The 26,110-nt window shown below is 38.9% G+C and carries 19 protein-coding genes; 6 read left to right on the top strand and 13 right to left on the bottom strand.

What is annotated here, in order from left to right:
- Window positions 1–7: 7 nt before the first annotated feature.
- Complete coding sequence (locus DSM03_RS04025; RefSeq protein WP_128759721.1) at window positions 8–2,272, bottom strand: patatin-like phospholipase family protein; 2,265 nt, start codon at window positions 2,270–2,272, stop codon at window positions 8–10.
- Window positions 2,269–4,065, bottom strand: a complete 1,797-nt coding sequence (uvrC, locus tag DSM03_RS04020; RefSeq protein ID WP_128759720.1) for an excinuclease ABC subunit UvrC — start codon at window positions 4,063–4,065, stop codon at window positions 2,269–2,271. The genes DSM03_RS04025 and uvrC overlap by 4 nt, the downstream gene beginning before the upstream one ends.
- Before the next feature lie 193 nt (window positions 4,066–4,258).
- Between uvrC and DSM03_RS04015 the strand changes: the two genes are divergently transcribed.
- From DSM03_RS04015 to DSM03_RS03995, 5 genes are read left to right on the top strand one after another with little or no spacing between them, the layout of a single operon-like run.
- The gene (locus DSM03_RS04015) at window positions 4,259–4,684 is read left to right on the top strand and encodes an ATP-dependent zinc protease family protein (RefSeq protein WP_128759719.1); all 426 of its coding nucleotides are present in this window, start codon (window positions 4,259–4,261) and stop codon (window positions 4,682–4,684) included.
- Window positions 4,681–5,553, top strand: a complete 873-nt coding sequence (gene rimK, locus DSM03_RS04010; protein WP_128759718.1) for a 30S ribosomal protein S6--L-glutamate ligase — start codon at window positions 4,681–4,683, stop codon at window positions 5,551–5,553. Before DSM03_RS04015 ends, rimK begins: the two co-directional genes overlap by 4 nt.
- 3 nt (window positions 5,554–5,556) lie before the next feature.
- Window positions 5,557–6,540 carry a succinylglutamate desuccinylase/aspartoacylase family protein gene (locus DSM03_RS04005; protein WP_128759717.1) on the top strand — a complete coding sequence of 328 codons (984 nt, stop codon included), beginning with the start codon at window positions 5,557–5,559 and terminating at the stop codon, window positions 6,538–6,540.
- Entirely contained in the window at window positions 6,533–7,093 is a 561-nt protein-coding gene (locus tag DSM03_RS04000) for a 5-formyltetrahydrofolate cyclo-ligase (protein ID WP_128759716.1), read from the top strand. Before DSM03_RS04005 ends, DSM03_RS04000 begins: the two co-directional genes overlap by 8 nt.
- A gap of 56 nt (window positions 7,094–7,149) precedes the next feature.
- Entirely contained in the window at window positions 7,150–8,289 is a 1,140-nt protein-coding gene (locus DSM03_RS03995) for a PAS domain-containing sensor histidine kinase (RefSeq protein ID WP_128759715.1), read from the top strand.
- Window positions 8,290–8,299: 10 nt separating this feature from the next.
- Here the strand turns inward: DSM03_RS03995 and DSM03_RS03990 are convergent, their stop codons facing one another.
- The 4 genes from DSM03_RS03990 to ileS all read right to left on the bottom strand — a co-directional run bounded on the left by DSM03_RS03990 (window position 8,300) and on the right by ileS (window position 13,514).
- Window positions 8,300–8,902 carry a lipoprotein signal peptidase gene (locus DSM03_RS03990; RefSeq protein ID WP_128759714.1) on the bottom strand — a complete coding sequence of 201 codons (603 nt, stop codon included), beginning with the start codon at window positions 8,900–8,902 and terminating at the stop codon, window positions 8,300–8,302.
- A gap of 111 nt (window positions 8,903–9,013) precedes the next feature.
- Window positions 9,014–9,646: a DUF4097 family beta strand repeat-containing protein gene (locus DSM03_RS03985; protein WP_128759713.1), complete on the bottom strand. Its 633-nt coding sequence runs from the start codon at window positions 9,644–9,646 to the stop codon at window positions 9,014–9,016.
- Window positions 9,647–9,712: 66 nt separating this feature from the next.
- On the bottom strand, window positions 9,713–10,096 hold the full coding sequence (locus tag DSM03_RS03980; RefSeq protein ID WP_073096093.1) for a TraR/DksA family transcriptional regulator: 384 nt from the start codon (window positions 10,094–10,096) through the stop codon (window positions 9,713–9,715).
- Window positions 10,097–10,103: 7 nt separating this feature from the next.
- Complete coding sequence (gene ileS, locus DSM03_RS03975; RefSeq protein WP_128759712.1) at window positions 10,104–13,514, bottom strand: isoleucine--tRNA ligase; 3,411 nt, start codon at window positions 13,512–13,514, stop codon at window positions 10,104–10,106.
- A gap of 709 nt (window positions 13,515–14,223) precedes the next feature.
- Between ileS and DSM03_RS03970 the strand changes: the two genes are divergently transcribed.
- The gene (locus DSM03_RS03970; RefSeq protein ID WP_128759711.1) at window positions 14,224–16,770 is read left to right on the top strand and encodes a cyclic nucleotide-binding domain-containing protein; all 2,547 of its coding nucleotides are present in this window, start codon (window positions 14,224–14,226) and stop codon (window positions 16,768–16,770) included.
- 82 nt (window positions 16,771–16,852) lie between these two features.
- Here DSM03_RS03970 and DSM03_RS03965 read toward each other — a convergent pair whose 3' ends face one another.
- The 7 genes from DSM03_RS03965 to porZ form a co-directional block, all read right to left on the bottom strand.
- Window positions 16,853–17,338, bottom strand: a complete 486-nt coding sequence (locus DSM03_RS03965; protein ID WP_128759710.1) for a hypothetical protein — start codon at window positions 17,336–17,338, stop codon at window positions 16,853–16,855.
- Between the two features lie 2 nt (window positions 17,339–17,340).
- On the bottom strand, window positions 17,341–17,676 hold the full coding sequence (locus DSM03_RS03960; protein ID WP_128759709.1) for a hypothetical protein: 336 nt from the start codon (window positions 17,674–17,676) through the stop codon (window positions 17,341–17,343).
- A gap of 89 nt (window positions 17,677–17,765) precedes the next feature.
- Window positions 17,766–18,848: a hypothetical protein gene (locus DSM03_RS03955; RefSeq protein WP_128759708.1), complete on the bottom strand. Its 1,083-nt coding sequence runs from the start codon at window positions 18,846–18,848 to the stop codon at window positions 17,766–17,768.
- 503 nt (window positions 18,849–19,351) lie between these two features.
- Entirely contained in the window at window positions 19,352–20,665 is a 1,314-nt protein-coding gene (locus tag DSM03_RS03950) for a serine hydrolase domain-containing protein (RefSeq protein ID WP_128763059.1), read from the bottom strand.
- A 34-nt stretch (window positions 20,666–20,699) separates the two neighbouring features.
- The gene (locus DSM03_RS03945; RefSeq protein WP_128759707.1) at window positions 20,700–23,105 is read right to left on the bottom strand and encodes a TonB-dependent receptor; all 2,406 of its coding nucleotides are present in this window, start codon (window positions 23,103–23,105) and stop codon (window positions 20,700–20,702) included.
- Window positions 23,106–23,114: 9 nt separating this feature from the next.
- A complete protein-coding gene (recO, locus tag DSM03_RS03940) occupies window positions 23,115–23,831 on the bottom strand; it encodes a DNA repair protein RecO (protein ID WP_128759706.1) in 717 nt (238 codons plus the stop codon).
- Window positions 23,831–26,104 carry a type IX secretion system anionic LPS delivery protein PorZ gene (gene porZ, locus DSM03_RS03935; RefSeq protein ID WP_161567048.1) on the bottom strand — a complete coding sequence of 758 codons (2,274 nt, stop codon included), beginning with the start codon at window positions 26,102–26,104 and terminating at the stop codon, window positions 23,831–23,833. The genes recO and porZ overlap by 1 nt, the downstream gene beginning before the upstream one ends.
- Window positions 26,105–26,110: the final 6 nt, after the last annotated feature.

Here is a 26,110-nt window from a genome sequence, read left to right as displayed (position 1 = left end):
TATTTTCTTAAAACCAAAAACCCAGACTGAAGTTCCAAAATACCTTATCGATTTCGGGAGAATAGGAGAGTTTTGTTTGCAAAGGTCCAACCAAAGTCTCCAGTCCATAACCTAAATAATATCCGGTATAATCTGGAGCAGAAAGCCAGTTACCTGAGGTAAAAAGATCGTTTTCAAGATTGGCAATATTCGCACCAAAATTGAGATGATTTTTTCGGTAGAAATTATAATCAAAACTGATTTGAGATTTTACCATACCATCACCGGAAACACTTATTAAATCGTAACCATAAAAAGAAACCAGGTTATTGATAAAATCATTTCCCCAACCACCCAACACAAAGTTAAGCGTTGAATTTGTCGCTGCACCTATTTTAAAACCTCCTTCAGCATCGAGAACCATAGAAAATTTTGGAAAGAGCTTCTTTGCATATTTGATATGTGCCTGAGCTATAGAAAATTCTTCAAAATTGGCGTTGTAATCTGATGAAAATAAATAAAGATGAAAATCCCCATTAAAATACCATCCTGAAGTAGGAAAGTATTTGTTATCAAATGTGTCTAATAACAAATTACCGTAAGTACTGTAATAATGACTGTTTTCAAAATATACTTTACTATCTGGATCATCCATTAAGCGCACACTTTCTGTATCAATCTTTAGAAATTTGTGTTCTAATCCCAAATTTAAAGAGAACTGCTTTTGAAACAACGTTTGCAAATACACTTGATTAGTAAGATCTGTATAATCTATTGTAATGGTATTAAAACTCTCCAGAGGTAAATCACTCACCTGTTCTACAAAACGTGCATCTACTTTACGCTCAAAACTGTTATATCGTGAGCGCATACCAAAACCAATGTAAAAACCATTATCGCTGTAATAATCAAAATTATAACGAATGTTATCTCCCAAAGCCAGATCAAATGAGGCAATATCATTTTTAAACAAAACTCGCTTCTTCGTAAGGTTTACTAAAGCAGCACTTTTGTAAATATCATCGTAGTGAATACCGGCCTTAATATAGGTGGTCGCTTCGCTTTCGCTCAGGTTGATAATTAAGTGATACTGCCCATCATCATAACGCTCTAATTTATGATTAATCCGTTGAAAGTTATTTGAAGCTGCCAGATTATTGATTCCATCAAACAAAGCCCCGTATGTTGTTTCTATCGGAGTTTTGATCTTGAGCTTCCCTAAAATGTACGAGCGCGTATAATACTTGTTGCCATTAATACTTACACTTCTGATCATCAGGGTATCTTGATCACTTATTTCTAAAGGAGGCTTTATAAATTCTTTATGTTGTAGATCTGCAAGCTTTTTAAAATCAGACTTATACTCTTTGGCTTTTTCTTCTCCGCCTTCTATTATTGCTGCTCCTTTATCAAAATCAACAACACTATACCCTGCGATATTGGGCTTGATATAAATATCTGTTTGAGCTACTTTATCTTTCATCGCTTCAATCGTACGGTAATTGTTGATCTGAATAAGCATTTCTGGTGCGCTTTTTAGCTCATTCTTACCTCTTAAATCATCTTGTACATCAACCCCTATGATAAAATTGGCACCTCTTCTACGCAATTCCTCAACAGGATAATTGTTGACAACGCCCCCATCTATTAAAATTTTATCATCTAAAATCACGGGACTGAATAAGGAAGGAAGAGCTCCGCTAGCCGTGATAGCTTCCGGAAGGCACCCCTTATCTAAAACGATAGCCTGACCTTTTTCAGCATCTGTTGCTACGCAGAAAAACGGAATATCTAATTTTGAGAAATCATCAACTTCCTGAACGTGATGGGTTAATTCGGTAAAGAGGTTATAAATGTTTTGCCCTTTAGACAACGCTGAAGGAAAGGAGATCTTAAAGTTATCAAAAGGTAAGCTAATAGCATATTTTTCAGCATCTGCACGCTCATAAAAAGACCGCGCACTCCGGGGTAAATCATCTTGTATGAGCTTGTCAAAATTTACCGCTTCAAAAATAGAGTCTAATTGATGTGCATTATATCCCGAAGCATACAAGCCACCAATAATAGCCCCCATACTCGTACCTCCTATATAATCTATTTTGATCCCGGCAGCTTCGATCTCTTTAAGTACACCTATATGCGCAAGACCTTTAGCTCCGCCGCCACTTAAAACTAAACCTACTTTAAGATTATCACCTTTTGGAAACTTGCTAAAATCTACTGTTGTCGTGTCTTGAGCATAAGTTGCCCAGTTTAATAATACTAAAACGAGTAGACTCTGATATATTTTCATTCTTCCTGATGATAATGCGTAAAAATAATTTTTGCCTTTGCCGGACCTATAACTTCTGCCAAAGCTTTCTCTGTAGCAGCTTTTACTTTACTTACTGATCTAAAATGTCGTAACAGGTCAACCACGGTTTTTTCTCCAATCCCGCTTATCGTCTCTAGCTCTGTGGTGATGGCGGCACTACTTCTTTTATTTCTATGGAAGGTTATCCCAAAGCGGTGCGCCTCATTCCGCAATTGCTGTATCACTTTAAGCGTCTCACTTTTTTTATCAAGATACAACGGAATAGAATCTCCCGGATAAAATAATTCTTCCAATCTTTTTGCTATACCTATAATGGCTATTTTACCTCTCAATCCTAAAGCTTCTAATGCTTTGACACCAGAAGAAAGTTGACCTTTTCCCCCATCAACAATAATAAGCTGCGGTAAGGGTTCATCTTCATTAAGTAAACGTCTGTACCTTCTAAAAACCACCTCTTCCATAGACGCAAAATCATCGGGTCCCGTTACAGTCTTGATATTAAATTTACGATAATCTTTCTTACTGGGTTTTCCGTCTTTAAATACGACACAAGCTGCTACTGGGTTTGTTCCCTGTATGTTTGAATTATCAAAACATTCTATATGTCTGGGCTCTACCGAAAGTCTTAAATCAGACTTCATCTGAGCCATAAGTCGATTTACATGACGATCAGGATCTATGATTTTGGTTTGCTTAAAACGCTCCATCCTGAAATATTTTGCATTGCGTTCAGACAACTCTACAATACGTTTTTTGTCTCCAAGTTTGGGCACTGTAACCCGTATGCCGTCTCCTAGATCTAACGTAAACGGAACATAAATTTCTGAAGATTGCGAGTTAAAACGCTGTCTGATTTCTATGACACCTATTGCCAGCAATTCTTCATCAGACTCGTCAAGTTTCTTTTTAAGTTCTAGCGTGTGTGAGCGAATAATCGCTCCGTGAGAAAGCTGTAAAAAATTGACATAGCCGTAACCTTCATCAGAAACGATACTAAAAACATCTACATTATTTATCGAAGGATTAACAACTGTACTCTTTGCCTGATAGCCTTCTAAAATGTCTATTTTTTCTTTGATACGCTGGGCATCTTCAAATTCCATAGCTTCAGCGTGTGCCTTCATTTGAGATCGAAAACGGTGCAGCGAATCTTTAAAGTTCCCTTTTACAATATCACGTATTGCATCAATATTATCGTGGTAGGTTTCCGCAGAGATTTTATCCTCGCAAGGCCCCAGACAGTTGCCTAGATGATATTCTAAACAAACTTTATACTTACCCGATTCTATCTTTTCTTTAGACAAATCGTAGTTGCAGGTACGCAAAGGATAAAGTCCTTTGATCAAATCAAGCAAAATATGCACCGTCTTCATGCTGGTATACGGACCGTAATATTCACTCCCATCTTTAATTAATCTACGTGTAGGGAAAACTCTGGGAAATCGCTCATTTTTAATGCAAATCCACGGATAACTCTTATCATCCTTGAGCATCACATTATATCGTGGCTGGTAATTTTTGATCATATTGTTCTCCAGCAAGAGCGCATCGGTCTCACTGTTTACCACAATATGTTTAATGTTTGCAATCTTTTTTACCAACAGGTGAGTTCGGGCATTATCATGCTTCTTGTTGAAGTAAGAAGAAACCCGTTTTTTTAAGTTCTTAGCTTTCCCGACATACAGCAACTTTCCCTTTTTATCATAATATTGATAGACGCCGGGACTTTTAGGCAGGGTTTTTAATTGTATTTCTAAATCAGGGGTTTTCATGCAAACCAAATTTACGCCTTCTTACGCGCTTAAAAAATTATAAACTCCAAGGCATCAGATTAAATTGCTAACGAGTTATGGTATTATATTTACACCGTAATTGTAAGACTTTACAACTACCTTTAAAATTGTTTAACCTAGTTTTAAATATCCCCAACTCAAAAAGAAATATGCTTTTAGTAAATTGCAACACATGGAGAAGATAGTAATAGGACGCACAGACCGGGCAGATTTTCCTGCACTTGGCTTAAATGATATCGACATTAAAATTGATACAGGCGCCTACACCTCTTCAATTCACTGCAACCACATTCGCGAAGAAGACAATATTTTACTTTGTACATTTTTAGACCCTAAACACCCGGAATATAACGGTAAAGAAATGCGTTTTGAATCATATGATATTACAGCTGTAAAAAGTAGTAATGGTGAGATACAATACCGGTATGTAGTGCAAAGCAACATCAGGCTTTTTGATAAACTCTTTAAAATATCCCTGACGTTAAGTTCTCGGGAAGATATGCGATTTCCGGTATTAATAGGTCGCAAATTCCTTACTAAAAAATTTATTGTAGACACCGAATTAACCGATGTCTCTCACGCTCAGAAAGCCTTATGAACATAAAAATATTATCCCGAAACGGAAACTTATACTCAACTGCGAGACTTGTTGAAGCAGCAAAAAAACGCAAGCACAATGTAGAAGTTATAGATCCGCTTAAGTGTGATTTAATTATAGAAAAGAAGAAACCATCGGTTTATTACAAAGGAAGATACCTTTCTGAAACCGATGCGATAATTCCTAGAATTGGTGCTTCTATAACCTATTATGGCACCGCAGTTGTGCGCCAGTTTGAGATGATGGGCTGTTTTACTACAACCGAATCTCAAGCGCTCGTACGCAGCCGTGATAAACTGAGAAGTTTGCAAATCTTATCGAGAGCACGTTTAGGTTTACCAAAAACTGTTTTTACTAATTACAGCAGAGATGTAGAAGAAATCATAGATCACGTAGGTGGTGCTCCTTTAATTATAAAACTACTAGAAGGTACACAAGGTCTTGGTGTGGTTTTAGCAGAAACTAAAAACGCGGCAGAGTCTGTTATTGAAGCTTTTAATGGCCTTCAAGCACGTGTTATTGTGCAAGAATTTATCAAAGAAGCTAAAGGTGCAGACATTAGAGCATTTATTATAGATGGTCAGGTTGTGGGAGCTATGAAACGACAGGGAAAAGAAGGCGAGTTTAGATCTAATCTTCACCGCGGCGGTACTGCAGAAGTTATTACACTTTCTGATGAAGAAGAAAATGCGGCGATAAAAGCTGCTAAAGCAATGGGCCTGGGAGTTGCAGGTGTTGACATGTTACAAAGTGCTCGCGGACCGCTTATTCTTGAAGTAAATTCTTCACCGGGTCTTGAAGGTATCGAGAAAGCTACTGGAAAGGATATTGCAAAAAGCGTAATACGTTATATAGAACGCGGAATTTAATTTATGACAGGATTTGATGATAAAAATGTGTTACACATTCTGGGCGAAAAGATCAAACCCGGTGAAAAACGTACGCTCAATTTTAATCTGGCAAAACTCTACACAACCACTTCAGTAGAAGTGCCTATCATAATTAATCGCTCTAAAAAGCCTGGACCTTGTGTTTTGCTAACCGCAGGGATTCACGGTGATGAGATTAATGGGGTAGAGATTGTACGACAGGTCATTTCAAAAAAAATAAACAAACCGGCACGCGGTACTATCATTTGTATTCCGGTAATAAATGTGTTTGGCTTTCTCAATATGGAACGTGCATTTCCAGATGGGCGGGATCTTAACAGAGTCTTTCCAGGGACTCGAAACGGGTCACTAGCGAGTAGATTTGCGCATCAGTTTTCAACAAAAATTTTACCGGTCGCTAATTATTGTCTCGATTTCCATACTGGTGGCGGGAGTCGTTTTAATGTTGCTCAAATACGCGTAGATCCCAGCGATTCTGAACTGATGGAATTGGCTAAGATTTTTGGCGCACCCTTTATTGTGTATTCAAAAAATATCCAAAAATCATATCGTTCTACCTGCGCAAGAATGAATATTCCTGTTTTGCTTTTTGAAGGTGGAAAATCTCAAATTAGCGATAAAGATATCGCCAGAGAAGGGGTGCATGGTGCGATGCGCATATTAGAACATCTTAATATGCTTTCTAAAGATTTCACTCCTCCAGAATTCAATAATAAAACTATCACAATTGAAAGCAGTACGTGGATTAGAGCAAAATACAGCGGCTTGTTGCATCTTAAAACCACCTGCGGGGACTTTGTAGAAAAAAATGAAATCATAGCAACAATTACAGACCCTTATGGATTTTTCAGACATAAGGTTAAGGCATCAAATGATGGTTATATCATAAATACAAACGAAGCTTCACTGGTTTATCAAGGCGATGCTATTTTTCATATTTCAACAGCTAATAATGCAAATGGATAAACCATTTTTTAGAAAAAAATATAAAAGCTTACGTGAAAATTTAAGCTTAGAAACCTGTGATAATAAGAGTATTGATATTGCAAATCAACTCCTGAAACTACCCATTTGGAATCTAGAATTCTATCACATTTTTCTGACTATTGAAAAACTTAAGGAGATCAACACCGAGTATATACTCAATATTCTCAATGGCAAAGATAAAAATACGGCTATTGCACAAAGTGATTTTACAAATTCAACAATGCGTCACTTTTTACTTACAGATAATACCTTGATTAAAGTTAATTGTTGGGGCATTCCAGAACCTCAAGGTGGTATTGAAATAGACCCTTCACAACTTGATGTTGTATTGGTACCACTACTTGCTTATGACATAGAAGGCAATAGGCTGGGTTACGGTAAAGGGTTCTACGACAGGTTTCTATCGTCTTGCAAGCCTGATTGTTTAAAAATAGGACTTTCATTTTTTGAACCCGAAAACGAGCTCCCAACTAACAACAATGATATTAAGTTAACACACTGTGTTACACCTAATAAAACATACACGTTTTAACACGACAGCGATTTTTTTGCTATATTCAACCTCCCATTTCAAAAGCATAAATAGATATGTCGAATAAACCTCAAAGTGGCTTTTTTTCATTTTTGAAAAAAACGCCTGCATCAAAGGATCAAAATTTGGAGGAAAGCTTTTATTATGAGCAGGTTGCCTCAATGGTTGGTGCCGGTGGTTGGCGTATAGATTTTATCAACAAGAAGAGTTATTTTGACAAGCAAATGAAGGCTATTCTTGAAACTCCGGAAAATTACAGACCTTCTCTTAAGCACGCGCTTCATTTTTTTGACATGGATTATCATGAAATGGTACTTAAAAGCTTTTCAGAACTTGCTTCGGGAAAGCGCATTTTTGATGAAGTTATAAAGATGGTCACCTATACCAATCAAACGTTTTGGGCACACGCAATTAGCAAACCTGACCTAGATAAGAATGGTAAAATAATTGGTCTAAAAGGTGTTATCGTAAACGTTGATCAAGAAAAAGAACGCGAACTTATGCTTGAGAAAGCAATTGAAACGGTTGAGGCAAACAACTCGCGGCTCTTTACATTTGCAAACTACGTTTCACACAATATTAAGTCACACGTGAATAATTTAGAGCTTACCAGTGAACTTGTTGATGTTAATAAACTACCACAAGATCAAAAAGAGCTCTTTAATAATTTTAAGCAAATCGCTGCCAGTTTAAATGGTACCGTAGCAAGACTTAATGAAGTGGTTTCGATTCAAAATAAAGCATCAGAACCTTTAAAAGCTATTCATCTTGAAGATGCTTTTGAACGGGTAAAAACTAAACTACGGCCTTTAATTGAGCAAGAAGAAGCCTATCTCTATTCTGATTTTTCTGAGATACCTACTATTGAATATAATCCTGATTTTTTAAACAATATTCTTTATACACTAATCAAGAATGGTATAATTAATAAGAGTCCAGATCGCAAACCCGAGATTAAGGCTTATTGTCTGGAGAATAACAAAAAACTGTCACTCATTATAGAGGATAACGGTAAAGGTTATGATATAGAGGGAAAAACCGATCAAGTTTTTCATATGACACGTAGTTCAGACAATAATGAGAATAGTCAGTCTGTAGGTCTGTTTATCGTTAAAAACGAAGTAGAGGCTCTAGGTGGAAAAATAGATGTAACCAGCAAACTAGGTTATGGCACAAAGTTTATAATTACCTTATAAGCAATTATAATTACTTTTCTTTTGCAAAAGCTCTTTTATTGAATACTAGTAAAAGTCCTACTCCGGTGCTTATCGCCATATCTGCAATATTGAATACCGCATTAAAGAATGTAAAATAATCACCGCCCCAAATAGGCAACCATTCTGGTAAATAACCTTCCCACATAGGAAAATATAGCATATCTACGACCCTTCCGTAAAACAAGCCGGCATAACCACCATCTTCTGGCATAAAGGTCGCTACTTGCCCTGCACTACTATTAAAAATAACTCCGTAGAAAATAGAGTCTATAATGTTTCCAAAGGCACCTGCAAAAATTAATGAGATTCCTACAATAAGAATCTTTGAAGCATTTTTCTTGACGCTATCATAAAGCCAGTAGCCTATTAATGGTAAAATACCTATTCTAAATAAAGTAAGAATAATTTTACCATAATTACCGGGTATTTTGGCCCCCCAGGCCATTCCTTCGTTTTCTACAAATAGTATTCTAAACCAGTCAAAAACGACTACCTGATCCTGTAAGACGAAATGTGTTTTAATATAAATTTTACTGATCTGATCAATAAGTAAAATAAGAACTATAATGCCTACGGCCTTTTTTAATGACATGTGCTTTTTATTAATTGAGGTAAAGCCCTCAAAGTATTTATCGAAAAAACAGTTTAACTCTAAGACGAGCTTAAAGCAACTCTGTTCGACTATCGCGTAAAAATAATTAATTTATTCAGACTGGGTTACTCTTATATCCCCATCTACACTTTTGAGATTTAAATGTTGACTTCCGTAAGCATTATTCTCCACATGAAGCTTTCCGTGTCTGGTGATTGCTTCTATCTGATTATTTTCCGTTTCCACCTCGATATCACCCCGCAAGGTATTTATGGTTCCGCTACCACGAAAAGCTTTCAACTTGCAATCACCACTAGAAAGATTGAGGTTTATAAACTTAAAAACACCGGTTAGCTCAACAGAAGCTAAAGAAGAATCTACCCAGAACTCTTTGTTCTGTGGCATTTTAATTTTTAGAACGACTGACAACACTTTATGTGCGGCTAGTTTATCATCAATTTTTTGAAAACCAGGAGCACGTTTGATATTTATAATCCACAATCTGTTTTCTACATGTGCATCCAGTAAGACGGTTTCAAAAGTTTCACCCTCTATTTCGGCTTTCAACTCAATAGCATTTGTATTCGTACTTGTAACATGAATTTGAAAAACCTCATCAGAATTTACAAAAACTCCTTCTAGATCAGTTGCAGGCTGCGTGTATAAAATTTGCTTCTGACTGTAAACTGAATTGAGCACAGCAAATAAAAAACCTAAACAAAGAAGGAAATGGGGTTTAAACATAAAATTCTTGAAACAAAAAACGCTCCAGAAAATCCTGAAGCGTTTGAAAAAATATAATAATGTATCTTATTTCTGCATATTTTTAGCCTCAATACTCAATGTAGCGTGAGGTACTAATTTTAAACGCTCTTTATTAATAAGCTTACCTGTAACTCTACAAATACCGTATGTTTTGTTTTGTATACGGTTTAAAGCGTTTTTTAGGTCACGTATAAACTTTTCCTGACGGATTGCAAGCGCAGAGTTAGCCTCCTTACTCATTGTCTCACTGCCCTCTTCAAAAGCTTTAAATGTAGGTGAAGTGTCATCGGTACCGTTGTTACCGTCATTCATATAAGCACTTTTAATAAGATCCAAATCTTTCTGGGCCTTATCTATTTTCTGCTGAATGAGGACGCGAAATTCTTCTAATTCTGCGTCGCTATAACGTTCTTTGATGTCTGCCGCCATATTCTATTTACTGTTTTTTTATAGCCAGCTTTGTTTGTACGTCGTCAAATGCAATGGCTATACCGTTAGTAACTTGCTCTGCAACTTCGAGTTTTGCGGTGAGCGTCTCCGTTTTAATATACTCTAAATTCTCGTTAACGGCTTGCTCGACCTTACCGTCACGTTGTAATTGTACTTCTATTTTATCAGTCACTTCAAAACCAGAATCCTTTCTCAAGTTTTGAATACGATTTACCAACTCTCTGGCAATTCCTTCATTTCGCAATTCATCATCTAAAGTAACGTCTAGAGCTACTGTCAACGAGCCACTACTTGCAACTAACCATCCCTCAATATCTTGGGAAGTTATTTCTACATCTTCGGGCGTCAAAGTAACACTTTTTCCATTAATGTCCACATTGATTTGCCCCTGATTTTCAATAGTTACGATATCTGTAGCAGTCATCGCGTTAATAGCATTTGCAACCACTTTCATATCTCTACCAAAGCGTGGTCCCAACACTTTAAAATTAGGCTTAATATTCTTAACTAAGATACCCGAAGCATCATCAATTAACTCTATTTGCTTAACATTAACTTCAGATTTTATTAAATCTTGCACGGCTTCTATTTCTGCACGTTGCGCTTCATCAAGAACTGGTATCATAATGCGCTGCAAAGGTTGACGCACTTTTATCTTTTCTTTAGCGCGAAGAGAAAGCGTTAATGATGATATCGTCTGTGCTTTCTGCATTTTATGCTCTAAAGTCGTATCTATAAATGCTGCATTACTCACCGGAAAATCTGCCAGATGCACACTTTCTGAATCTTCTTGCTGCGTTAGACCATTAAGATCTTTATACAAGCGATCCATAAAAAATGGTGCTACCGGAGCTCCTAATTTTGCAACAGTCACTAGACACTGATAAAGTGTTTGATATGCTGAAATCTTATCATGTGCATATTCACCTTTCCAGTAACGGCGCCGGCTTAAACGCACAAACCAGTTACTCAAATTCTCCTGTACAAAATCTGAAATCGCACGGGTCGCTTTAGTAGGCTCGTACTCTGCATAAAATTTATCTACCTGAGCAATCAACGTGTGTAATTCTGAAAGAATCCAGCGATCAATCTCAGGCCTTTCTTTCCAATCGATATCTGCTTCTGCATACTTAAAATTATCTAGATTGGCATACAACGAGAAGAACGAATAGGTGTTGTATAGTGTACCAAAGAACTTGCGCTGTATTTCGGTAATTCCGTCAAGATCAAATTTCAAATTGTCCCAAGGATTCGCGTTGCTTATCATATACCAACGCGTTGCATCAGGACCGTAAGTGTTTAATGTTTCAAAAGGATCTGCAGCGTTACCTAAACGCTTAGACATTTTTTGTCCGTTCTTGTCGAGTACAAGTCCGTTTGAAACTACATTTTTATACGCCACATCGTCAAAAGTCATTGTAGCAATCGCGTGTAAGGTGTAAAACCATCCACGAGTTTGATCAACACCTTCTGCAATAAAATCTGCCTTGCGCCAGGTATCTTCAACCTTCTCTTTATTCTCAAAAGGATAGTGCCATTGTGCATACGGCATACTTCCGCTATCAAACCACACATCAATCAAATCTGCTTCGCGACGCATTGGTTTTCCGCTTGGTGAAATCAACTTAATCTCATCTACTACATTTTTATGCAGGTCGATCAGGTCATAGTTTGTTTCACTCATATCGCCCGTCACAAAATCTGCAAACGGATCGGCATCCATCACTCCAGCCTTTACTGCCTCTGTAATTTTTTCTTTTAGTTCGGCAACCGAACCAATGATGATTTCCTCTTTACCATCTTCGGTTCTCCAGATTGGCAACGGAATTCCCCAATAACGCGAGCGCGATAAGTTCCAGTCGTTAGCATTAGCCAGCCAATTCCCAAAACGACCTTCTCCGGTGGCTTTTGGTTTCCAGTTGATGCCCAAATTCAACTCGTGCATACGGTCACGCACATCGGTTACCTTGATGAACCAGGAATCTAATGGATAATATAATATAGGCTTATCGGTACGCCAGCAGTTTGGATAACTGTGCACGTATTTCTCAACCTTAAAGGCTTTATTTTCTTCTTTTAGTTTAATGGCGATCTCAACGTCAACACTCTTTTCGGGAGCTTCACCGTCGTCGTAATACTCGTTTTTCACGTACTTACCCCCAAACTCTTTCAGCTCAGGACGAAAACGCCCTTGCAAGTCAACAAGGGGAACCAAATTGCCATTCTCATCTTTCACCAACATCGGTGGAATTTGAGGCTCAGCCTGCTTCGCTACCAGCGCATCATCTGCACCAAAAGTTGGTGAGGTATGTACGATACCTGTACCGTCTTCTGTAGTTACAAAATCCCCGGCAATCACCCGGAATGCATCCTGCGGATTGTCATGCGGCTGTACATAATCTATCACCGGCTCGTAACGCAACTCAAGAAGCTCGCTGCCTTTGCATTCAGCTACGATTTGATAAGGGATCTTTTTATCTTTTTCGCTGAAATTGGTAAAATCTTCCTCACTTTCGGCAACGAAAAATTTCTTAGAGAACTGTTTACCCACCAAAGCTTTCGCACAAACCACCTGAATAGGATCAAACGTATATTGGTTAAAGGTCTTTACTAAAACATAATCGATTTTCTTACCAACGGTCAATGCTGTGTTTGATGGCAAGGTCCACGGAGTGGTCGTCCAGGCCATTAAGTATTTTGTTCCTTCAAAAGCCGCAAGCGGAGATGCTTTATACGTCTCGTCTTCTACTACTTTGAACTGTGCAGTTACCGTAGTATCGGTAACATCTTGATAAGTCCCGGGTTGGTTGAGTTCGTGCGAACTTAAACCAGTACCCGCTTTTGGCGAATACGGTTGTATGGTGTATCCTTTGTAAATAAGGCCTTTATCATAAATATTTTTGAGCAGCCACCATACTGTTTCCATATATTTAGGCTTATAGGTGATGTAGGGATCTTCCATATCTACCCAATACCCCATTTGCTCAGTAAGGTTATTCCACACATCGGTGTAGCGCATTACTGCATTCTTACAGGCTTCGTTGTATTCTGAAACGCTGATTTTCTTCCCGATGTCTTCTTTGGTAATCCCCAACTCTTTCTCCACACCAAGTTCTACCGGAAGTCCGTGAGTATCCCAACCGGCCTTACGTTTAACCTGCTTTCCTTTTTGAGTTTGAAAACGACAAAAAATATCCTTGATCGCACGCGCCATAACATGGTGAATACCAGGCATTCCGTTTGCAGATGGCGGACCTTCAAAAAAGATGTAAGGTTCGTTGCCTTCACGCGTAGAAATACTTTTTTCAAATATGTCGTTTTCCTTCCAATAGGCTAAAATTTCTTCGGCTACTTTAGGTAGGTCAAGTCCTTTATATTCAGGGAACTTTGTGCTCATGATATGCGTTTTCTAATAAGTGTGCAAAATTACGGAATTTAGATTAGAAAAAAACCTATAAAACTACGGGTTAATACACTGATAAGCTCTTTGAGAAAAAATCAAACAGAAGTCCAACTTTTATTTTCGCAAAGGTGTTGACAAAGGCTTAAAAATAGCGTATCTTACAAAACCTTCAATCTAACTATAAATCAGTACTTTATCAATTAGCAAACTACCTCAAAGCAAGCTCTTAAGAAATGTGTTGGAAACGAATTTTCAATTTCGAGTTAAGCCTCGGAGTATTAAACCCTTTGGCGGTGCCAATAAACGACTCAATTTCTTTGAAGTCTATCTCTTTTACTTTGTAACTACCCCCACCCATGTCCATCACCTAAGTGATACCAAACACACAAAGCTTCACCCATAGTTCACCCGTACTTTACCCGAGGTTCACCCGTGGTAAAGGCGTAGTAAAGGCGTATATACGGTATACATACCCTATAGAAAAAACTACTTGAACACAGGACTGAAGCAATATTAGATAAGGCTTCAGGTTACTGTACCACAAAAACCCGCTCTGCAGCAGTCAACCCCTAAATATTGCCGAATCAAAAAAATCAAACGTACAAAAGTTACAAATCCCTAAAAATTCATCGGTTAGCCTCCCCTCATGTGTTTTATTTCTTCCGATGCGATAATTTGTAAAGGACTTAAAACCTGCTATCTATTGAAAACACGTGCTGCTACTAAAATTTCGCTTCAATTATTACAAGAGCTCTTGCCTACCGGTCAGTTGATTTCTCAACACAAAGGCGCCACACTTTGCGCCATTCATAAAAAAGTAAAACACCTCTATTGGCTTATTGAAGGCAGTCTTGACTTTTATACACAACATCAAAATGCAGAACAAGAAGTGCAGGTCGCACATAGTGACACCGTTTTTACCACAATAGGTTGGAATGGCTTTTTTGCACCAGAGCGCTATACCTTTAGCGCAAAAATTGCCAGTGAGCAAGCCACTTTTTACAAAGTGCCTATCAAAGATTTTAAGGCAAATATCCCGGGCGTCAACACTTTGCTATTTGCGATTGGGCAAAACAACTACCACCTGCTTAAAAATGCGTTGACCAAGCAAGCTTCGCTTTTACAACCACGTAATTTTCAAATTCCAAAAGACGAACAGTATTACATAAATGCGTCTATCGAGAAATCTGAGATCATTCAACTGATGCGGCGCTCCCCGTTTCTTGATCAATTTTCTGAACTGCATTTAGGCAAACTCGCCAAACTTGCGCACCGGCGCGACTATGAACCTAACGAAATCATTTATGCGCAAGATCATCCTTCAGAAGGGTTGTACATTTTAATTCACGGCGAGGTAGCCATCAAGCGCATCGAAGGAAAAGTTGATATCAGCCAGCGCAGCATCTCCAATTCGGGATTTATTTTTGGCTGGTCTTCCCTGCTCAACCTTCCTGATATTTGCAATGCCATCACCACCGAAAAAACAGCGGTCTACCATATCAATCATCTGGATTTGCATCAACTTCTGAAGAAAGATGACCGACTCAAAAAACGTTTTTACCACCGCCTCATTTGGCTTATCGGAAATCAAATCAATGCAGCGTTCATTCGCTACACTTCGCTTTTAGGCAAGCATAGTATTGATGCCGTGTATCAATTGATCGAAAACAACCGCGCGCGCCTTACAGTGAATTCGAGGTTGCATTCGGTATTTCATTTGCTGAAAGATCAAACCACTAAAAAGTTTGCTTATGAAGCCTTGCAAGATTTACTAACGCAGGGTACAAGTCTGGAGCGACATATCGCATCGCTGAGTCTCGAGTTTTTAAAACACGATCGGCGCGAACATCAGTTTAAAAATGCGTTGCGCACTATTTATGAGGCGGTCGCCGAAAACAATCCCGAAACCAGCCCGCAACAGAAACGCAAAGCTTGTGCGCAAGCCACACGTGAAGCGCTCAAGTCGGTTATGGTACATGTAGAAGGTTTAGAGAATCTGCCTGAGGACTCCGGACATATTTTTATTTACAACCACTTATTGAATCATCCGTTTTACACGCTGAATAATCAATTTCAGATCACTTTAGACTCGCATTTTATCAGCGTTTTGCTTGATGATAAATACGGTGAGCCCGGTATACGCACGGTGCGTATTGCGCAAGGGCAGGAATACGGACATCAAAATTATTATGAAAACCTGGGCTACATCAACGTGTACACCAAAGAATCTGAACTACCGGAAGCCGCTGCCAAAACCAGCAACCGCAGTATTTTTTATACGGCTGCAAGCGAATTTTTAAAAGAGCACAAAAACATGATCATCAGTCCGGAAGGCACTTCGTATACTTCTGAAGAATCTCCCGGAGCTTTTAAAACAGGAGCCTTCAACCTCGCCCTAAACCTTAAAACCGAACCGCTTATCATTCCTATGGTTTTGGTGAATTTTGACAAACGCATCAACGACACCTTGTTCTACTGCAAGATCCTCAAGCCGTTTAAAATGAGTGATCGCGTGGCTAAAAACGATCCTCAGTTGGTCAAAGCTTTTGTCGAAGACTATCAAAAAAAGTATGTGAATTATGTGGCCGAAGCTCGCGAAAAAGTAAAAAGCTTGATGACCAGTACTTTTTCGGCGGTGCCGAAAGAAGAACCTCCGGTAATGTGGGCCAACGAGATCAAACGCCTGCGTCGACGTGTTGAAAAACTGAAAAACCAAGAGAGTTTGTACGTTTTCTACGGAAGTTCTTCGGTGCGCTTGTGGGTACATATGCAAGAGGATCTTGCGCCTTTGCACACTTTAAATCTGGGATTTGGCGGCTCTACGTATGCCTGGTGTTTGCACTATTTTGAGGAGATCTTTCAAGATGTAAATCCGTCGAAGCTTATTTTATATGCCGGAGAAAACGACATTACCCAAGGCCGCACACCGCTTGAAGTCTTAGCCGACTTTAAAGAGCTTATCAAAGCGGTAAAAGCAAAATATCCTAAAGTTCCGCTGGCGGTGATCAGCTTAAAACCCAGCGTAGAACGCGCGCATCTCATCCCGCAATTTATGGAGCTTAACGAATTGCTTTCAGAATATGTGATCACAGGCCTGGATGCGCAATTCATTAACGTGTTCTCACAAATGATCTCCCTAGACGACAAACCCAATCCCGAACTCTATATGTCAGACGGCTTGCACCTCAACAAAAAAGGCTACGCCATCTGGAGCGATGTGATCAAACAGGCGTTGCAAAAGCCGGTTTAAAACGTATACTTCAACGCCATAATCAGATTACGTCCGGGAGCTGAGATACCCGAAGAATAGGGACGGTAATAGATAAGGTATTTTATTTTTTGATTAATCTCACTGCCTCGCACTCGTCAGGATCTCCAATCATTCTAAATAAAACAACTTTTCCATTTTTAATATTAATTTTCCAAGGCACCCCCATTTTTGTCAAACGAAAATTATTTTTTTCGAAAATAATATCCATCGAAAGAAAAACAAACCCTCTACTTTCAACAAGTTTCCAGGTTCCTGTTGCATCTACACTTTTTTCTGAAGGATTTTTTGAAGTTAAGAGTGTGAATGTTTTAGCCGGAATTCTACTCATTTTGAATGTGCCGTTGCTCGAAATTATAAATTCTGGATTTTCAGATTTCCGATATACTGAAACGCTTTCCATTGTTCGTTTATCAGGATACCACGTTCCGACGATACTTTCAGAATCAGGCTTAGCGGTAAGTGGTTCTAAATCCGAATCTAAGTCGCAATTAATAAGGTGGCAACTAGTCAAGATAAATAATAGAATACAAGTAAAATATTTTTTCATAATCATTCTATCTTAATGTCAAACCAAAAAATTTGATTAATTGTTGAAAGCGGCCTAAAGCCATCACTACGATCATATTTTTCTCCTGCATGCAGTAACAAGGAGGCTCTACTAGTAGGATTTAGCATTTGAACAGTAACATAACCTGAACGACTACTGGGATAATAAGTTAAAGAAGATCCTCCTATAAAAAACTGTACCCAGTTAGAATTTATATGCTTATTAAAAGAATCACTCCAAGAAGTATGATCTGGACTAAATTTATAATTACCAGGAAGGCTTTGATTATTAATTATAAAATTGTCAAAGCTTAGATTTTCATCACTTAAAACATTCATGAAATCCGTTTTAATATTGCTTACAACATCCCCTGCAAGCATTTGTTGAGTGATGTCGTAGGTAGAATCAAAACTTCTGTTCTCAGGACCTAAACCGTTTGCAAACTCAAAAAGTAATATAGCAACAGCACTTTGTCCATCATTAAGAAAACCTCTTGTTTATGCCCTTCGCTATCATTCCCCACATCGCCCACATTTTGATAGAGGTTTATCGCAGTAGCGGTAAGCATAGTTTGTAAAGTTAAATCAATAGACTCATTTATTGTATTTCTAATAAATTCTGGCGCATCATCACTTAGCCGCTCCTCTGAATGTTTGACGATCTCCCTTAGCTCATTTAACCAAGGGGTATTTAAAGGATTTATACCTTGTTCATCAAACTTCTTCTCAAGTAAATCTAATCTTGTTAAAACCCCTATCGCCTCTTTAGCAAAGTTTTTGGCTTCAATGCTATTGTTATTGAGTTGTAAAAAATAGCTAATCTGAAAAGGCAAAAGTGATGTACCGGAAAGAGCATTCAGCCAGTTGGTCTGTGCAACGTTTAAATTCAACTGGGAGGACAATGAAGATATTAAAATGGTACTGGGCGATACATTTTCCTGCCAAAAAGGCTCGCCTGGCGTTATAGACGATGGGCTGCCAGGGCTGCTTGAATTACCCGGGGAACTTGCACCACCGCCACCCGAACCTGATGTATTACCAACATAACTATTGCCTACAGGTATTTGATGACCTCCAGAGGGTATATCACCACCTCCTGAACCAGAAAAATCACCCCCACTTGATGGGGCAGTAATAGTTGTCTCTTCAAGACATGTACTATACACAAAATAAGCCTCATACTCGTCAATACCATACTCTAAAATAAAAGCAAGTCCTTCCGCCGGATTAATACAGTTGCCAGCCTTACCCTGTTTGTTATCCCCATTTCCCTTTCTGATGATTCTTTTTATTAAAACCCCCTCTTCATAAAAAGATACACTTTGCAAAATACCTTCGTAATTATGGGTAAACAGTAGCCCTGAAAAATATTCTAAGGTTGGTGTTCCCACATAGGCCAAAGTAACAATTTGGGAAACCAATGTGTCATTGATTGTTGCAGAGGCGATAAAGCTTTTTAATCGCTTCGTGCTATTAAAATGAAGAGGCGTATATAACACATCTAAATCCAATTCGGTATTAAATTCAGTACGGAAAGAATTGTCCCAATCAATACTTAAATTTAAATCACTACCTGTACTAGACTTTGAACTATTTAGAAGAACGAAAAAGTTTATTTACAGATGTTTTCGATTTAAAATTACTCTGAACATCCTGTAGGTCCGGAAATTTAGAATTTTTCACTGAACTATCCTCAACGATTGTAGTTTCAGGAGATATAAATTCTTCTTCATGTTGACAAGAAAAAAATATGAGTGAGAAAATACCAATTACTAATACCCGGATTAAAACGTAAAACTACTTCATAAAATTTATTTAAATTATTACAAGGAATCTAAATGATCTTAACCAATAATTGGGGGTGTAATTTACATCTCAACAGTTTATTAACATAGAAGATTCTTAAGAAACTGAGATTTACTCTCAAAACCCATACTTCGACATTGAGATAAAATGTGACCACGAATGACTTGTATATCTCTTATGATGATTTTAAACCCCTGAAATACTAAAGCTACTCTGCCTGATAAAAAACCTGCATCAGTGCCGGCCTGATATTCAGATCGTAAATCGCGGTATGGGTTCGGCTGGGGTAAACCCGGTTAGATAGAAAGACAAAAACCAATTCGTTTACCGAATCTGCCCACACAAAAGTACCAGTAAACCCGCTGTGCCCAAAGCTTGCAGGGCTCACCTCGGGATTGGGATAGGCTTCTGCCAGGGGCTTTTCTGCATTGTTTAAATAAGGTTTATCAAAACCCAAACCGCGACGATTATCGTTATCCGGATATTGAACCCGCGTGAATTCGCGCATGGTTTTTTCTGAAATATAGCGCTTGCCGTCATAGATGCCCATATTCATATACATCTGTATCAGTTTGGCCAAATCAGCTGCGGTCGCAAACAGGCCTGCATTGCCCGAAACACCGCCCATCAAACTCGCATTCTCATCGTGTACCCAGCCTAAAACTTCCGCTTTGCGATAGATAGAATCGGCTTCGGTGGGAATAATACGTTCCTGTGGAAAACCGTGTTGTTTTGGATTAAACATCAAGGTTTTAGCATCTAGCGGACCGTAAAAATTTTCCTGAAGATACTGCTCGTACGGCACACCGGTTAGGCTCTCTACAATCTGCGGATATAGCAAAAATGAAAGCCCCGAATAGGTGTATTTCTTCTCTTCGGAAACTTCAGAGCGGTTGATTTTACGATACATTTTACGCACAAAACGTTTGTTTAACCACAGATTGTTATACGTCTGTACCGAAAAACGGCGGGACTTTTTATCACGTACAAACCGATGCTTAAAGCTTCCGTCTTTTTTAAGTACATCGCTTAAAAAAACAATATAAGGTTCGAGACCGGCCTGATGTGCAAGGATTTCCCGAAGGGTCAAATCGCGTTTATCGCGGCGGCGTTTCCAGGGGGTCCAGTAGGTGCTAAAAGGTGAATCCAGATCGAGTTTACCTGCATCAACCAGCTTCATAATCGCGGGTAAAGCTGCCGTCACTTTGGTCACCGAAGCCAGATCATACAAATCATCGTTTTTAACCGGCCGCAGACTGTCGTAGGTATGAAACCCATAAGCTTTGTGAAAAATAATACTGCCGTTTTTGGCCACCAACACTTGTGCTCCGGGAAATGCCTGATTTTTAATTCCCAGAGTCATTATGGAATCGACTTTGGTATTGATAAAATCAGAATTTACAGGGCGGTAATCGAGCGTATCGTTATACGTACGATTAGGCGAATAGCTTTGAGCGTGCACAGAAAATACCTGTAACAGTACAAAACCTAAGTAGAAAACGTGATGTAGTTTTAAGTTCATCCCGGTTTTAGTTTAGGCTGAAGTTAGTGTATTTCTAAAAACTGTACTTCAACGCCAGAATCAAATTCCTTCCGGGCGCTGAAATACCTGAAGAATAGGGGCGATAGCGTTGATCAGTGATATTTTCTAGAGCAGCGGTGGCTTTCCAGTTTTTCGCGATCTGGTATTCGCTGTATATATTAAGCGTGTACCAACGTGGCGAATAGGGATTCCCATTGGCGTCAAGTGCATACAAATAGGCATTACCTACCTGCGAAGGGGCGAGTTCGTCATAATCAAACTGCCCATTATACTCTGCAGAAGCGTCAAACTTCCAGCGCTTCATACGGTAAATAAGGTGCGTATTTCCAAACAGTGGTGCGGCGTGTCTTAATGGCGCATCGCTACCATCGTCTTCTTCCTGACTCCCTTCGGTAATCGTGATTTGCGAGGTAAGCTTTAAGTTTTTAGTAAATAAATATTCGAGGCCGGCTTCCAGACCGTACACTTCAGCACTCGCGGCGTTTTGTATGGCCTGCACGGTGCTGGGCTCGCCCTGATAATCAATGGTCGTTTCGCCATTTAGACTATAATCGCGGCGTACCAGCGCATTATTCAGTTTGGTATAATAGGTCGCAAAATCTAAACGCAACTTTTCGCCTACGCGCAAACCCGCACCAATTTCAGCATTGTAGGCATATTCTGCTTTAAGATCAGGATTGGGCACTACAACCGAACCGGGTTCGCTGTCAAAGATCTTCCCGATATCATCAATATTGGGTGCTCTAAAGGCTGTACCTAAATTCAGTTTTAAATTGAAATTCTCTGCAGTTTGCCAATTCAAACCGGCATTTCCGGTGAAGTTTCCGAAACTTACATCTGCCTTTTCAAATGGAAAATCATAAAAAGTATCGTCAAAAGTGGCATCGATCAATATATGATTGTACCGCAGGCCGGTTTGCAAGGTTAAACTTTCAGCCAAATTGAATTGTCCACTTAAATAGGCTGCCAATGATTGCCAGCTGGAATCATCAGGGTATCGGGTTGCAGTTGCCGCTTGGTCGCCGGTGTTGATATCGGTTTGCTTTCCGTAGGAACCAATTTTGTTATACACATATTCCAACCCATAAAACAGGCGATCATTACCCATTTTTTTAGTAAAATCCAGATCAAAAGAATAGGCATTTACCTGCTCTTGTGTAGTAAAAAGTATAGGGTCTCCAAAATCACGGTCATTTCGACTTTCTTCAAAATATTGAATGGCAGCAGTAAGTTTTGCATCGTCATAAAAATCTCCATTACCCTTTTTATCGATTTGCAAATTACCCATAAACCACAATTGCGGCCCATAATACCATTCGGCAGAACGCAATTGATCACCACGTTTACGAGTTAAACGATCGTAACGCGCATAATCTGAAGTAGTGCTGAAATGTAGCCCCAGATTAAAGTCCCATATATTATTTGGCATGAACCGCACTTTTTGCGTGAGGTTTACTAAATCAAAACCGGTAGGTATTTGCACATTAGGATCATCATTTTCAACAACGGTATCTATGCCATTTTGAGTGACAACATATTCTGGACGCAAGTAATCGCTCGGGCCGTGACTTCCCATACGTAAATCATCAAAATCAGAATAGCTCACACTGGTTAAAAACGCCCATTTTTTTAGTCCGAAGGTCATATCGACGTGACCGGTCTTCTCCTTGTTTGCAGTAGCATAACGTGTAAGTGCCATCCCGGAAACCGAAGTGCCATCCTCAAAAGAAAATGTAGGTTTTTTAGTGTAAAAATTCATCACGCCACCTACCGCATCGCTGCCGTAAACGACAGAGCCCGGTCCCAAAATAATTTCGGTCTGGTCTACGGTAAAGGGATCTATATTGATCACATTCTGCAAATTCCCTGAACGAAAAATAGCGGTGTTCATGCGCACCCCGTCAACAGTTAAAAGTAAGCGGTTTGTAGAAAATCCCCGTATCATTGGGCTACCACCACCCAACTGACTTTTTTGAACAAATACTTGTCCGCTCTGTGCTAAAAAATCTGCTGCCGTTTGTGGGTTTTTAAGCTCAATATCTTCTGCATCGAGACTTACAACTTTTTGTGAAATACCCCGCGCTTGTTGCTCAAATTTTGAAACCGAAAGTACCACCTCATTCAATTCATTTTCATTATCAGACAAGTAGAGCAAATTTCCCTTAGCAATGAGCGCAGCTTTTGTTGTTTTTAGCGTGAGATGAGAAACGTGCGTTACTATAATTGTTTCAGATTTACTGAATGCTGAAATATCCGCTTTACCATCTGTTGCACTCACCACATAGGTAGACTTTTCTGTGTTATATAATGCAGCATTTTCAATAGGCTCTTGCGTTTCCTGATCTAAAATTTTAATGACCTGAGCCTGCAAAGAATTTATTGAATAAATAAAAAATAGTAAGGCAATAGTTAATCTCATTAATTAGAGTTAGTTAAAAAGTGAACTGAGAACAGCCAGTGATTTAGGTTTTTTAAAGCCGTGTAAATGTAATTCATAATAGGCCAACAGCATATTTACAAAGTCTGCACGCCTTTTCTGATTGAGTTTTACATCAGAAAGTGCATCAAAATTTATACCCAATAAGGCTTTTAGTGTTTGTAAATTTTCTTCAGAAATACTGTAAAAACGCTCAACAGGCTCAAATGTGCCGGTCTCTAGATTAAAATGTGCATTTTCAATCGCAGAAGTGTCTGGGTAAAACCCTAAATATTTAGTGAGTTCCAGCAAGAAAAATAAATGAAAATTAGCCGTCTGTTGATGCAGGTCAAGCCAAAGAAAAGCATGCTCTAAGAAAGCATAAAGCCCCCGGTTCTCTTCTTCCTCCTGTATTGCGTTACGCAACATTTCAGAAAGAAACAATACCATACTCGACTTTAAAATATCAGTATGCAAACTAACATAAGGCTGAATAACTTTTGCCTCTCTGATGCTCTCAAGCGTACCTTTATCTTTATGCATCGCAACAAGCTCTAACTGGGTTGCCGGTTGAAACATGGCAGTACGAAGCTTTCCTTTTTTTGACTTTAAAATACCTCTTAAAATGTATGATTTAACACCGGCTTCTTCTGTAAAGCAACGCACGATAAGGTCTGCTTCGCCATATTTTAATGCTGAAATCACAATGGCTTTAGTATTGACTAACATCAGCGAATGATCATCAATTTAACGATTTTAGTCTCAACGGCATCTTCGGCAGTAATTAAGATAAAATAAACACCAGACCTTACCTTGTACCTTCCAAAAGCTGTAGTATCCCACTGAATGCTTCCACCCTGCGAAACTTCTTCATAAACCAGATTACCATTCAAATCTGTGATCTTTACATTTGCCCGATCTGTTAAGCCATCAATAGTAACCTGCCCGTTAAAATCAGGGCGAACGGGATTGGGAAATACCCGTGCATTTTCTAAAGTTTCTTGTGCACTTACCGCAGTTCCTGAAAATGAGACCAATCCTAATGGAGTTGCAAAATAAACTTCACCAGATGCATTGTCGATACTAATATCCTGTATCGTATTAGAAGGAAGCGGTGAATTGGAGCGATCAAACTGTTGTAAGGTTTCCTTACCATTAGAGCTGAACTGAAACACACCACTGTTTACCGTTCCTATCCATTTATTATTGTTACCATCTACGGTAATCGTTTGTATAACCTGATCGTTGAGTAATTCTAAAGCAACACCGTTCTCTTCTATGATCACCGGTTGCGTCTGCAACTCTGCATTCTCAAAAACTTGCGCCGGATTGATTAAAATACGAAGCCCTAAAGTCGTACCAATCCATAACGTACCGTTTGCATCAATTGCTAAAGTCTGCACGTTATCTGAAGGTAGATTTGAACGTTCTGCATTTAAAAGTTGAAAGCTATTTGTATTAGGGTCGTATGCTATCAATCCGCGATTTGAAGACCCAAAATATATAGTTCCTAACCTCCCTATAACGAGTTCTGAATATCCATTTACCTGATCAAAATCTGGTAAAACATCAGCGACAGATATTCCTGCGATCTGGTTTCCGGTTTTACGTGCCAAAGCATTTTCTACTAAGCTGTTTGTCATCCACAGGGTGCCATTACGGTCAAAAGCAGCTCCATTGATACGCACATCTGTAGGATTAATAGAAATATCACTCAGCCCACTATTCGTTTCATCATACAACTGTACCGGTATTTCTTCTGAAATTTCAAGAAGTCCGGCGTTGTACGAACTCATAAAAACCTGACTAACATCCGCCGGATTGTAAGTAATATTTGTGATGCTGTTTGTATTGAGTAAGTCTTCAAAAGGAATATTATACCATCCGTTTTCTTCGGTTAAATGACTCACTCCGCGGCGCTTTAAAGGATACGGATTGTAAGTAGAAGAATAATCACCATAAACCATCCAAAGTTGCCCCGGTGCCGCTTCAATATTAAACGGATCGTTGCGTAAAGGACCGTCTGGTAAAATCTGCAAAGCGCTAGTGGTATTAGTTTCTGAAGTGATCAGAAGCCCATTAGACTGCGTTCCTAAGTAAATTTGTCCATCCACTGCCAATGCTGTGTTGTAAGTGTCCGGATATTCTGCAAGTGTATTAACTGATGTATTCAAAATACCTGTATCATTATAAATCAAAACTCTACTTTGAAAAATGATTGCTAACGAATTGCCTGATGCTTTTAGCAATGCCGGTACAGACTCAAAAGTTGCAATCGTATTAAAGGTATTTCCATCATATTGCTGCAAGGTTTGATCTCCTTTTACTCCAAAAAGACCATTCTGTAAAGTTTGAATTCCAAGCCAACTGCCAGCATTTACAGTTTCCCAATTATTAAAATCGATCAGGTTTTGTGCAGTGGCTAAAGCTCTTCTCAAACCTCCCGTTGGAGAAGCCGCATAAATATATTCATCATATATTGCTGTTTGAATAATGTTTAAACGCGTACCATTATCCCCAATAAAATAGGAATCATCAAACTCTAAACGCGCTAAGTCAAATAGCGAAATCCCAAAACCTGTAGCAATGTATAGGGTATTTTCAAATTCGGTAAAGCTGTTGATTATTTTTTCTGACGGAAGGATCACTGGTTTATCACGTATAGCAACAACGGTTGAAACTGATCTATCTGGTCGTACAATATCAATCACTCCCGAAACATAACCCACAAAAAGAATACCTGTGCTTTCACTAAAATGAATGGTACTAATGGCAGAACCCGTTAACCCGTTTATAGTAGAAAGTGTTTCAATTTTGTTTGTAGCAAGCTCATAACTGAATATTGAATTCTGAGCGGCGGCATAGATTTTTGTGTCTCCTTTTGCTACAGCTGTTATGGTATTGTATGAGAAATAACCTGTCCAATTTTGACCAAAGTCTTGCGCCTTCATCTGAAAAAGATGAAAAATCAAAAACAGTAAAACTAAGATTCTGTTTTTCATAAAATG

This window comes from Leeuwenhoekiella aestuarii (assembly GCF_004104055.1).
GTDB lineage: Bacteria > Bacteroidota > Bacteroidia > Flavobacteriales > Flavobacteriaceae > Leeuwenhoekiella > Leeuwenhoekiella aestuarii.
This window is presented reverse-complemented; position numbering and strand designations above follow the sequence as displayed.